This window comes from Cyclobacterium sediminis, from assembly GCF_054781075.1.
This window is the reverse complement of sequence record NZ_BAAGVC010000002.1, coordinates 299071-310602: the sequence shown is the minus strand read 5'-3', so window position 1 is coordinate 310602 and position 11532 is coordinate 299071. Positions and strand designations below refer to the sequence as shown.

General features: G+C 41.0%; 11 protein-coding genes and 1 riboswitch. Of the genes, 7 read left to right on the top strand and 4 right to left on the bottom strand.

From position 1 onward, the window contains the following. Position 1: 1 nt before the first annotated feature. Positions 2-253: a hypothetical protein gene (locus ACYVHJ_RS01820; RefSeq protein WP_460512036.1), complete on the bottom strand. Its 252-nt coding sequence runs from the start codon at positions 251-253 to the stop codon at positions 2-4. Positions 254-296: 43 nt separating this feature from the next. Further along, positions 297-1415, bottom strand: coding sequence for a glycosyltransferase family protein (locus ACYVHJ_RS01815; protein ID WP_460512034.1), 1119 nt, complete (start codon positions 1413-1415; stop codon positions 297-299). A gap of 38 nt (positions 1416-1453) precedes the next feature. Here ACYVHJ_RS01815 and ruvC point away from each other — a divergent pair, with 38 nt between their 5' ends. The 4 genes from ruvC to ACYVHJ_RS01795 all read left to right on the top strand — a co-directional run bounded on the left by ruvC (position 1454) and on the right by ACYVHJ_RS01795 (position 4530). Further along, complete coding sequence (gene ruvC / locus ACYVHJ_RS01810) at positions 1454-2029, top strand: crossover junction endodeoxyribonuclease RuvC (RefSeq protein WP_460512032.1); 576 nt, start codon at positions 1454-1456, stop codon at positions 2027-2029. Positions 2030-2100: 71 nt separating this feature from the next. Continuing rightward, on the top strand, positions 2101-2517 hold the full coding sequence (locus ACYVHJ_RS01805; protein WP_460512030.1) for a nucleotidyltransferase substrate binding protein: 417 nt from the start codon (positions 2101-2103) through the stop codon (positions 2515-2517). A gap of 138 nt (positions 2518-2655) precedes the next feature. Next, complete coding sequence (locus ACYVHJ_RS01800) at positions 2656-3930, top strand: LVIVD repeat-containing protein (RefSeq protein ID WP_460512028.1); 1275 nt, start codon at positions 2656-2658, stop codon at positions 3928-3930. A 3-nt stretch (positions 3931-3933) separates the two neighbouring features. Then, the gene (locus ACYVHJ_RS01795) at positions 3934-4530 is read left to right on the top strand and encodes a hypothetical protein (RefSeq protein WP_460512025.1); all 597 of its coding nucleotides are present in this window, start codon (positions 3934-3936) and stop codon (positions 4528-4530) included. A 356-nt stretch (positions 4531-4886) separates the two neighbouring features. On the opposite strand, the gene ACYVHJ_RS01790 is transcribed toward ACYVHJ_RS01795, so the two are convergent. Together ACYVHJ_RS01790 and ACYVHJ_RS01785 are read right to left on the bottom strand one after the other, a co-directional pair. Continuing rightward, complete coding sequence (locus tag ACYVHJ_RS01790) at positions 4887-5930, bottom strand: YncE family protein (protein ID WP_460512023.1); 1044 nt, start codon at positions 5928-5930, stop codon at positions 4887-4889. Continuing rightward, positions 5927-7813 (bottom strand): TonB-dependent receptor, encoded by a 1887-nt coding sequence (locus tag ACYVHJ_RS01785; protein ID WP_460512021.1) that lies wholly within the window; start codon positions 7811-7813, stop codon positions 5927-5929. The genes ACYVHJ_RS01790 and ACYVHJ_RS01785 overlap by 4 nt, the downstream gene beginning before the upstream one ends. Positions 7814-8000: 187 nt before the next feature. Then, positions 8001-8213, bottom strand: a riboswitch (cobalamin riboswitch). Positions 8214-8317: 104 nt separating this feature from the next. Between ACYVHJ_RS01785 and ACYVHJ_RS01780 the strand changes: the two genes are divergently transcribed. The 3 genes from ACYVHJ_RS01780 to ACYVHJ_RS01770 are packed head-to-tail and all read left to right on the top strand — an operon-like array spanning position 8318 to position 11506. Further along, on the top strand, positions 8318-9451 hold the full coding sequence (locus ACYVHJ_RS01780) for an ABC transporter substrate-binding protein (RefSeq protein WP_460512019.1): 1134 nt from the start codon (positions 8318-8320) through the stop codon (positions 9449-9451). 43 nt (positions 9452-9494) lie between these two features. Beyond that, positions 9495-10478, top strand: coding sequence for an iron chelate uptake ABC transporter family permease subunit (locus tag ACYVHJ_RS01775; protein WP_460512017.1), 984 nt, complete (start codon positions 9495-9497; stop codon positions 10476-10478). Between the two features lie 11 nt (positions 10479-10489). Then, entirely contained in the window at positions 10490-11506 is a 1017-nt protein-coding gene (locus ACYVHJ_RS01770) for an ABC transporter ATP-binding protein (protein WP_339902625.1), read from the top strand. Positions 11507-11532: the final 26 nt, after the last annotated feature.

Sequence of the window (11532 nt, the reverse complement as noted above, 5' to 3'; positions counted from 1 at the left end):
ATTATAAGGTATTGTGTTTGAGTAGACCTTCCTTGGTGGCAAGGAAATAATAATTCTTGGCTTTTTCCGTTAGAGGCAGTGCTTCAAAAATCTCATTTTCAGGAGATTCATAACATCTTACCCAGGCCTTTTTCAGCAAAACCTCCAAATTCTTTAACAGTCTTTCATCCTCCCAGCCTAAACTAGATTTCAAGTATTGAAAAGACTGAAGAAAATACAATTCGTCTAAAAGGTCAAATTCATCATTAGTCATTGTCGTGTGGCCATTTAGTCCAATGACAAAAATAAGGGATTCATTAGTTTTTCCTTCCTTTCCAGGTATATTTTCCTAAAATAGCATAAGGCAAAGTCGCCAATACCATCAAAGGGTAAATGCAACCTGCCAAGAACCAATTTTTATTTGAAAATTTAAGACCGTAAAGTTTCAAAACTTTTCCCAAAACCGCCTTTTCCGCTATAAATTTCAAGCTCCATACAAAAATTAATGTACAGGTAAGTTTCCATGAAAAAAAAGCCAAAGGAATACTTGACAACACAATCAAACAAAAAATAGCCAATAAGACAGCTGTAAACGGATGGCCCTTTTCTCCATGTGCATTCCACTTGCTTGCCCACCTGCTTCGTTGCCGAATCCAATCTCCCGGAGTTGTCAAAGGTTGCGTTTGGACTAGGACTGAAGGACCATTCAGGTAAACCAAGGCATCAGCCCCATACTTTTTATTCATCTTTTTTAATAAAAATTCATCGTCACCTGAAGGAATATGAAAATTGCCTGTATAACCGGCTACTTCCTCAAATGCACTTGTTCGAAAAGCCAAATTAGCCCCGCTACACATAAGCGGATGTCCTTTTTTAAAAAAATAATTACTTATCAATAACAGGCTTGCCCACTCTATTTGCTGGAATTTATAGAAAATACCGTTTGCCGAATGCGTCATAACAGGACCGGCCACCAATTGAATATTCGCTTTGTTAAAAGGGGCCAACATGCTTTTTAACCAGCCTTTTGACAAGCTTATATCTGCATCTATTGTAAGAATAATTTCTGAATGGCTTGCCTCAACCCCCGTATTGAGGGCTGCTTTTTTCCCCAGCCCTATACTTGGTACTACAAACCAATTTTGAATGCCATAGGCTTGTATAAAGCGTCGGATTAATGCCTCTCCCCCATCTTCACTATGATCATCTATAAAAACAACCTTAGTGGCAAAAGGCAAGGAATCCAATAAATTTGGAAGTAGTGCTGCAAGGTTTCGTTCCTCATTTCTGAAAGGCACCAAAATGCAACAGTCAGCAGAACTTGGCAAGCTTTGGGTCAAGTCGCTTGTCTCCGGCTCCCATGTTTTGCCTAAATGGTATAATCCCCAAGTATGGCCAACAGCAAATAAAAAATAGCAGATTCCTAAGGCAAGCATTTCATGGAGCATTTGAGGATTTGTGGTAAATTGCACCGATGAGTAAAATTGTAAAAAATCCTATAAAGGAAAAAATCATTTTAGGAATAGACCCCGGCACCTCTGTGATGGGATACGGCCTAATATTGGTCAAAGGAAATAAATACACTGTCATGGAGTTTGGAGTAATTCACTTGAAAAAGTACAGTGACCATGCCTTAAAACTTAAAAAGATTTTTGATAAAATCAGTTATATTATCGATACCCACGGACCTGATTCTATGGCATTGGAAGCACCCTTTTATGGCCAAAATGTACAGTCCATGCTTAAACTAGGCAGGGCGCAAGGGGTAGCCATGGCAGCAGCCCTTGCCAAGGAAGTCTCTATCACAGAATACTCTCCCAAAAAAGTAAAACAGTCGGTCACCGGCAATGGAAATGCTTCCAAAGAACAGGTGGCTGAAATGCTTAAATCCTTATTGAACTTTGACGAGATACCAAAATTACTGGATGCGACCGATGCCCTGGCAGTGGCTTTGTGTCATCATTTTCATGATGGCAGGATTCAAACGAAAGGAAGGAGTGGTGGATGGAAATCATTCATCAATGAAAATCCGGACCGAATTAAAAAATAAAGATTTGTTAAAAAATTTTAGAATTGTAGCTCATATTTGATAAATTGGTAAAGAACTAATTCAATATACCCATGAGAAAACCAGTGCTGGACTGCGAGAACTGTTTTGCTGAATTTACCAATCAGTTAAATGAACTACAAGATTTGATTCTTGAAGGAAAAAGTCACGGAATGAATGATGAGGTCCGGTCAAAATTGATTGTAAGTTTTGAGAAAACCCATGATGCGGCTCTTGAAACCATCGCTGCCTATTTTAAAAACCAAGGCAAGCCTCCTTTCTCAGGATCAAGGGACATTACTGTGGAAGCTTTTCATGCAGACCTGATCGATGACGGGCAAGGCTGGTTGGACATGATTATCCATAGAATTAAATACAATCCGCTCTATCCCGGAGATTATCTGGGCTCACTCTCCGAAAATATTGTCAAAAATTACTTGGGTTTTCTTGAATCCTTTGAGAGGAATATGAGTAAAAAGCTTGATAATTGAGGAATTTAAAGCCATCCTTTAGCTTTTATTATTTTATTTTTTAAAAGGTGTAGCATTCTGACAATTTATTCCGTCTTGACAGGGAAAATTAGCACAAACAATGCTAATGCTATTCTTTGACCTTATTCCTGACATGCCATGAAAACAAATTTACACCCTCGATTTATTCTCGGAGCGCAGCTTATGCTCTCCTTTATGCTTGTAATGGTACTTCCCTCCTGTGAAGACCAAATAGAAACGACCTATACCTATCAAACTCAGGTGCCGGTATTTATTGAAGTAAATTCTTTTAGAGAAGCTGACATTATCATTGAACCGGGAATTCCTCTCGATCAGCCTGGGAAAATTTATATTTATGGAGATTATCTTTTTATTTCAGAACCCGGTAAAGGCATACACCTATTGGATAATACTGACCCCGGAAATCCTCAAAATCTAAATTTCATCAATATTCCCGGAACAGGTGACATGGCCATCAATGAAAGCATTTTATATGCCGACAATTACGTAGATTTATTGGCCTTTGATATCTCCAACCCTGAAAATATTCAATTGGTAAAAAGAGAAAAAGACGTATTCCCCAATCTCTATTCTAATGAAGAAACAGGAACGATCGTCACCTACAAAGATACGCTGATTACCTCCACTGAATCCAATATGCGATGGAACAGCTGGGGAAGACCTACCTTTAGAACCGATATGGTGATGCTTGAAACCGCAGCTTATGCCAAATCTGATGGAGGACAAAGCTATGGACAAGGAGGCTCCATGGCAAGGTTTACCTTACTGGGAGGCCACCTTTATACGGTAGACGAATACAGCATGCGGGTATTTAATGTAGAATCTCCCATGGATCCCAAATACCTAAGTGACATTGATTTAGGCTGGGGTATAGAAACAATTTTCCCTTTCAAAGGAAACCTCTTTATCGGATCTATGACCGGTATGCACATCTATGATGCAAGCAACCCTGCTGAACCAAGGGAAATGGCTGTATATTCACACATCACTTCCTGCGACCCGGTGGTGGTAAACGATAATTATGCCTTTGTAACCTTAAGAAGTGCTGCCATCTGCCGAAATGGCGCCAATGAACTCCATGTACTAGACATCAAAGACCTGAATGCCCCCACCCTTATTCAATCCTACCCCATGGACAACCCCCATGGACTTGGACTTTCCGGGGACTACCTCTACCTTGCTGAGGGAGACCAAGGCTTAAAAAGTTTTAATGTGGCAGATGTAAAAGAGATTAGCAACAACCTGATTGAACACCTGAAAAACTATGTTTTTACAGACATAATCCCAGGCCCCAAATCCCTGATTGTAATTGGCCCGGATGGCGTTTGTCAATTTGATTACACCAATCCGGAGCAACTGAAAGAACTTAGCTGTATCAATGTGGCCAACTGATCAATGAAAAACCTGTATGCACTTTTCTTTATAGCATTCATTTGGTCTTGCCCTTTGTCCAGCAAAGGGCAAGACTTATCTTTTGTTAACCATACGGAATTTGGTCTGCTTACCGGTACTGACAACTTTGGTCCACGCACCAATTTCACCTTTCAGACTTTCAATGGGCTGCAAATTCATCGGACACATCATCTAGGTTTTGTGACAGGTTTAGACCAATACGGTAACTATTCCGTCCTTCCTTTGGCATTAGGTTGGAAAGGAGTGTTAAACCCACAAAACAGATGGCAGGTATATGGAGCTGTAGATCTAGGTTATGGTTCTGCCCTTTTAGAAAAAATGGAAATTAACGAATGGAATCAGCACCATTGGCGAAAAGGAGGCAGAATGGCTCAAGGAACTTTAGGCTTTAAATACAAAACCAAAAAAGCCAATTTCTGGACGGTAAGTGTCTCCTTAAGGCAACAAATCAGTTATTTTTATATAGGCAATCCTGCCAGGTTATCTCCTGACAGAAACCGAATGGAAGATTGGAGTTATTATGAGGAAGATAAGGTGACCTTCAATAATCTCGTCTATAGGGTTGGGTATTGGTTTTAATAAGATATTTTTTACTATTAAAATCAGTTCGAGGTTTAGTATTTGATCTACTAATAATTCTTAATGACAGCAGGTTAACCGGTTCCCGAGTGGAGTCGAAGGAGTAGGTATACCTGTGCGTTATCCTTTGGCTTCGGCTCCGCTCAGCCGCCGGCATTTGATCCCGATCAGCCGTCAGTATTTAATCTCGCTCAGCCGCCGGAAATTGACTCTAACCTGCCGCCGAAATTTGGTTACCCTCAGCTGCGGCTAAAAAAAGCGAAACCACAATACAATCTGATGATAAGTGGTTTCGTTATTCATTGTATCTGGTAGATAACCCTAGCTTTCAGAAATCAATATGGTAATTGAATCAATCAAGGGAAATAAAATCCACTTGGTCCTCTTCCTACACTTACCTCATCAATAAGTTCTCCCTGAGCATTTACACGCATCACAGAGCCATTGCCCTGCCATCCATTGTGTTCACCTATATACAAAGTTTGCGTGTTGTCATCATAGCCCAAGCCATAGAAGTTGCTGCCTGAATAAAAATTCTCATTTTCAACTGATCCTGTGGTGAGGGAAAGTTTTACCACCACATCTTCTGTAGCTTGGTTGCTAATTACAAATAATTCACCACTGTTACTCACAGAAAAGTTGCCATTGTAGATGCTGTTGTCCACAGAAAACTCAAGGCTTTCCTCCACTTCAAAAGTGGCTACATTTAACTTGTGCAGGTAGATTTTCTCACTATCCTTGGCATAGAGATAGTTGCTGCCTTGATATTCAAAAAAGAAAAACGGGGTTCCTGTTACAGCTATCGTTTTCTCCACTTCATCATCTCCAACTTCAATCACAGCAATGGCTCCCATTTGGCAGGCCACCAATATTCTGTCCCCTATAAAAGTAATGCCCTCAGGCCTTGATGGTGTGGGTATTTTATAAGCGATATTTCCTCCTGTGATATCTTCCACCACTGCCACAAATGATTCGGTATTGTTCCAGCTTGCGTCATAGGGTCCCCAATCACTAATGTACAATTTACCATCAGCTTTAACCATGCTTCGGCTATTTACCAAGTCATTATTAACCGCTCCTATTGAAATAAAATCTGCAGATTGCACGACCTCCACTTTACCCGTATTGGCCACTAGGTAGGTAAAGTCCTCATAGCTAATCATATCCTGCAGCAATCCTGCAAAAGGTCTTCCGTTTACATTTTCAAAAACATTAACTTCAAGCTCGGCAGTATTTTTATCAAAATGGAAAACTTCACCATCATTGGCACCAAAAGCACCTTCATTAATGATTAGCACACCATTTTCATAGGCCCCTTGAGGTATTTCAACCGGATCAGTTCCACATGATACCAACAGGGCAAATAAAAACAACTTACAGAATAACTGCATTTTTCTCATAATACTATATTTAAATTAAATTGAATATTTCTTCCAGGCATGGACCGGAGGCGAAGTACCTGATAATCCACATTGAAAATATTATTGGTATGGAATCCGAGATTCCCTTTAAGTTTGCTTTTCCAGTCAAAAGCATAAGTGATTCCGGTATCCCACAAGCTGTAGGCGGCTAACTGCGTTTGATTGTCGGTGGTCACATAGCGCTCACCGGTCCATTGGTTTTGAATGTAAAATTTGTAAGGACCACTTTGAAGGTTGCCTTGCGTACGTATTTTATGCTTGGGCACATATGGAAGCTGCTTACCTTGACTAAGCGTATTCCCTACATCGCCAGACTGATTGACTGCACTATTTAAGCCATAGTCCACATGTATGGTCCAAAGATTTTCCCCTTGCAAAAACCCTCCTTTGAAGAAATACTCCAAGCCTTGGTTGACTACATTACGCACATTTTCGGCTTGCCAATAAGTACTGTGTGGCAGCCAAAGAATCCAGTCATCTACATTCATATGAAAATAGGTAAGCCTATTTTCAATACTAAAGGCCGATAAATTGGCCTTAGCTGTTAGCCCTATCTCTTTGCTGAGGCTTTTCTCGGGTTTTAAATTGGGATTTCCACCGGGTACCCAGAACCTATCGTTCAATGTGGGTATTTTAAAACTTCTCGACAGGTTGCTTATTAGTTGCCAATTCCATTCAGTTGATTCAAAGAAAGTCCATTCCACGCCTAGTGAAGGAGTAAAAGGAACAGCTTCACTATCATGAATAAGTTGCCTGAGCTGCATAGAAATCCCAAGATTTTGACTTGGTCTGAAATTGGTCGCTTGGTATAATTCTATTCGCTGTTCCTGTCGATTATAGGTGGCTAATTGCCCTTTGATATGTGAAAAACGAATACCTGCAAGGGACTGCCATTTCTGAGAGAAAGCGTAATCCAAGGAGGTACCTAGTAAAAATAAACGGGTTTCATTCCTATCGGAATTGAATACCATCACATCATTGGAAATCCCGGTGCTGGCAGTCCAGGTAAGATTTTCACCGGAATGGGTATAATCTATTATGGCCCTAATACTTCGATCCTCCTGCACATCATTGGTTGATGAACCAAGCAGGGGCTGGATTTGTCGGTTATTGGCGTTGATCCAAAGGTTGGCTTTCAGTGTTTGTGCGGTGTTAATGCTATAAGCAAAATTCTGTACCAAACCAATTTGAGAAACCCTGGCATGATCTTGACGTTTTTCCGGTGTACCGGGACTCGCATAATCTTTATAGGTGAAATTGTTAGCAGTGTAATTTCGGTAAAGGTTGGTTTTGAAAGCCAATTTCTCATTCCCTTGCCGATAACTTACCTGCTGATGCCATCGGCCAAAACTCCCTAATAGTGTGCCGATCTTTAGTTCATTTCCGGTATTGAATTTTAGATCTGAGGACAAATGAACGGATCCCCCGATGGCGTCTGTACCATATAAAGCCCCGGAACTCCCGTAATGTATATTCACCGCGTCAAATCCTCCCACCGGAAATATTGAATAATCTGCTTGTCCAAGGGAAGGGCTGTTTACCGGCAATCCATTCCAAAACAAAGCGTTGTGTCCCGCTGAGGTACCTCGTATGCTTAGAGAAGCGATCATTCCCGGTCCGTATTGTCTTAAAAACAAGCCTGTTTCCTGCTGTAAAACCTCCCCCAATGAATATCCCGACAAATGCGCTAACTTGCCTTTATCGAGTGTCCTAACATACTGGCCAAAAGCATACTTCCTCAAGGCAGCAGCATGGACTTCCACCTGAGAAAGTACTAGCGTATCTTGAGGAGACACAATTGAGGAATCCGGTTCGCTCTGCCAACCTGCAAAAATAAAAACCAAACAAGCAATTAATGACATCCTCTTTCTTACAATTAATGATCCATGTTTTCATACATTCCGGAAAAAGAGGAGAATAGAGAATATTAACAGGTAAGCAAGCCTGGACCTTCACCAAAAAGCATCTGACCTGGTTACCAATGTTCAATCAATTAAAATATTGAAAGCAGCTAAAATTTTCTTCTCAGCCTTTCTCCCGAAAGCTACGAATGACAAGATTTTAATGGCAGGTCTCCTGACTTCCCAAGGTAAATCCGCCTTCTCATCCCAAATAGGACAATGGCAAAGGATGGATTTCCATTTTCTTTATTGTAGTAAAGACTGGGTTACAGTTGCGGGGACAGTTTCGGACTTTCACCAAATTCCCTATTAATCCCGAGCGCCTGGTTAAGGATCGGGAACCATAAATCGGCACAAACATACGCTAAAAACTCTATTTGAAAAAATTAAGTTATTGGAAATGGTCTTAGCAATGATTTACTTTGACCTGAAAATTAAATCTTATTTATCCTTTTTTACGAAAAAATGGCTGCTATCCGTTTGTTAATTTTTGTCCTACTAATCATTTCATCATGCAGGCAATCCGATCAAAGAGGTAGTTTGGATGCATTGAAAGAAGTTCCTTTACGCTATGCCGAAGGTTTTTCGCTTTTTCGTGGAGAAAATTATTATATCATTGAAATTATTCAACAGGATACTGAAAACCAACGTTTTTTGGTGCAGGATAAGCAAGAAAGCATCGAACTTCCTGAACTCTCTATCGATGGAAAAATTGTAGCTGGAAGCCATAAAATTATATTATCGGCCACTCCGCAGGTTGCTCATTTGGATTACCTGGATGCTGCAGAAAACCTTATGGCTTTCCCTGACCTCGATCTGATCACTTCAGAGAAAGTCAGAAAAAGCATCAATGATAACAAAATAATTGATCTGGGTAAAGGACCGGCATGGGATTTAGAAAAGATCATCGACTTACAGCCCGACTGGGTTATGGTATCAGGGTTTGGTGAGACCTCCCAAATGGAAAACCGATTAAAATCCGCCAAAATACCGGTGCTAATAAATAAGGAGTACCAAGAGAAGCATCCATTGGGAAGGGCTGAGTGGATCAAAATTACCGGTGTATTGTTGGGGAAAATGGAGAAAGCGGAGGTAATTTACACTGAAATCGCCGACAATTACCAAAATGCACTAGAACGGGTAAGCCAGATACCTTCACAAGACAAACCTTCCGTACTTTCAGGCTCTATGTACAAAGACATTTGGTATGCACCGGCCAAAGACAGTTGGGCAGCTAAAATCATAGGGGATGCTGCCGGCCAATACCTATTCGACCAAATAGAAGGAAGGGGGAGTTTGACACTAAATTATGAATTTGTCCTAGATCAGGCAGGACAGGCAGCCTATTGGATTGGAGCAGCTGACCATACTTCTTTAGGCAGTATGGTTGATCAAAACCCTAAATACAGTGATTTTGAAGCGTATAAAAAGAAAAAAGTATTCACTTATACTTTGGGAAGAGGAGAAACAGGGGGGTATCGGTATTTTGAAGAAGGTTATTTACGGCCTGATTTGGTACTTTTGGACATGATCAAAATTCTTCATCCTGAAAAGGCAGATGAGCATCAGTTTAGGTATTTCCAAAAATTAGAGGACTAGGCCCATGACCCACCGTGTTAAGTTTATATGCTGTTTGGTTTTAATGGGATTACTTTGGCTATTAAACCTAAGCCTTGGATCCATTGCGATTCCGCTTGTCTCGCTATTGGAAAGACTAGGCGGGTCCTCTTTTCCCAGAGAAAGTTGGGAAATTATCGTGATAGATTATCGGATTCCAAAATCTTTAACAGCAATTTTAGCAGGAATAGGGCTATCAGTTAGTGGTTTACAAATGCAAACCTTCTTCAGAAATCCACTTGCAGGCCCCTTTGTTTTAGGAATCAGTTCGGGTGCCGGCTTGGGAGTGGCCATCTTGTCAATGGCCGGAACCGCTTTTGGCTGGCAAATATTATCAGGCAGTCCCAACTATTGGGCAGCCATTGTCGCATCAAGTGCAGGGGCCATCGGAGTTTTAGTTTTGATGGGGTTGGCAGCCTGGAAGGTAAAAGACAGCATGACCTTGTTAATTGTCGGCTTGATGTTTGGCAGTGCTGCCTCCTCTGTGGTAACTCTTTTGTCCTATTTCAGTGCCGCTGAAGAACTCAAAATGTTTACACTTTGGTCCATGGGCAATCTGGGGAATACAGGGTGGAATGAATTGGGGATTTTAACCGGAGCCGTAGTCTTTGGTTTATCATTGGTTCTATTTTCCGTAAAGTCATACAATGCCATGCTCTTAGGGGAAGTCTATGCCAAAAGCATGGGAATAAATTTCGAAAAATTACGGTGGATCATGATCGTCAGCACCGGTATACTAACCGGCGGAATAACAGCATTCTGTGGGCCCATTGCCTTTATCGGTATAGCTGTACCACATTTGGCCAGGTTATTATTTAAAACCAACGACCACAGAATATTATTTCCAGCCACCGCCATCTTGGGCATATTGGTTCTGTTGGCTTGTGATACCATTGCCCAGTTGCCGGGATTTGCAACAAGCCTTCCGATCAATGCGGTTACCACGGCTTTTGGGGCCCCTTTAATCATCTGGCTGATCATGAAAAGAAACTTTAGTGAGGCATTTTAATTATTCAAGCAATGGAAACCAACCTAGATAACCATAGACAAGCGAAGCCTTGTATTCAAGCCAGAAATCTGGTGCTTGGTTATGAAAAGGATAGGCAAATCAACACGGTAGCAGCCAATGTTTCTTTTGATCTGTTTGGTGGAGAATTAACCTGTATGATGGGGCCCAATGGAGTTGGAAAATCTACCTTACTGAAAGCAATCCTGAACCAAAATCTCCCATTAAAAGGAACTATACTCATGGGTGAAAAGGAAATTGGACTGCTTGATGATCAGGATCGAGCAAAAACCATTGCAGTGGTTTTAACTGAAAAAATTCGTTCCGGTCTTATGACGGTTCGAGAACTCGTCGCCTTGGGCCGTACGCCGCATACTGGTTGGTTGGGGCATTTGAGCAAAACAGACAATGATATCGTGGACCGAGTACTTAAAATGACTCATCTTGATTTGATTTCAGGTAAGAAATTGGCTGAACTGAGTGATGGACAAAGGCAAACAGCCATGATTGCCAGGGCCTTGGCGCAAGACAGTGGTATTTTAATTCTGGACGAACCTACGGCACATTTGGACCTTACGAATCGATTTGAAATCATGTATTTGCTAAAAAAACTGGCAAAAGAAGCCGATAAAGCTATTCTGGTGGTTACCCATGACCTGGAAGTTGCCATGGAAACAGCTGACCAATTATGGATTATGAGTCATCAGGAACCTTTGGTTTCAGGAAGCCCTGAGGATTTAATGCTAGAAGGTCAGATTCAAAAATTATTGCCCGGAAATAAATGGGAAATTGATGCGAATAATGGTAAAATCAGGTTAAAGAACCCAAGTGTGTTACCGGAAATAACCGGCCCCAAACATGTGCGGCATTGGGTAAGAAATGCACTACGGAAAAATATTGACCTACCAATGCCCGAAAAAATAATTACCACAGACAATCCCTTGGAGATAATAGTCTATAAAGCGCAAAAATCAACCAGTTTTTCGAGTATTTCAGCGATGATTAGATTTTTCAAGAAAGGAACATTATAAAAAATCACAAAATTTTTTATTCATTA

Coding starts and splice junctions, on each gene's coding strand:
- ACYVHJ_RS01790 (WP_460512023.1), bottom strand. CDS start 5,930: ATGAGAAAAATGCAGTTATTCTGTAAGTTGTTTTTATTTGCCCTGTTG.
- ACYVHJ_RS01775 (WP_460512017.1), top strand. CDS start 9,495: ATGGGATTACTTTGGCTATTAAACCTAAGCCTTGGATCCATTGCGATT.
- ACYVHJ_RS01805 (WP_460512030.1), top strand. CDS start 2,101: ATGAGAAAACCAGTGCTGGACTGCGAGAACTGTTTTGCTGAATTTACC.
- ACYVHJ_RS01795 (WP_460512025.1), top strand. CDS start 3,934: ATGAAAAACCTGTATGCACTTTTCTTTATAGCATTCATTTGGTCTTGC.
- ACYVHJ_RS01800 (WP_460512028.1), top strand. CDS start 2,656: ATGAAAACAAATTTACACCCTCGATTTATTCTCGGAGCGCAGCTTATG.
- ACYVHJ_RS01820 (WP_460512036.1), bottom strand. CDS start 253: ATGACTAATGATGAATTTGACCTTTTAGACGAATTGTATTTTCTTCAG.
- ruvC (WP_460512032.1), top strand. CDS start 1,454: ATGAGTAAAATTGTAAAAAATCCTATAAAGGAAAAAATCATTTTAGGA.
- ACYVHJ_RS01780 (WP_460512019.1), top strand. CDS start 8,318: ATGGCTGCTATCCGTTTGTTAATTTTTGTCCTACTAATCATTTCATCA.
- ACYVHJ_RS01770 (WP_339902625.1), top strand. CDS start 10,490: ATGGAAACCAACCTAGATAACCATAGACAAGCGAAGCCTTGTATTCAA.
- ACYVHJ_RS01815 (WP_460512034.1), bottom strand. CDS start 1,415: ATGCTTGCCTTAGGAATCTGCTATTTTTTATTTGCTGTTGGCCATACT.
- ACYVHJ_RS01785 (WP_460512021.1), bottom strand. CDS start 7,813: ATGTCATTAATTGCTTGTTTGGTTTTTATTTTTGCAGGTTGGCAGAGC.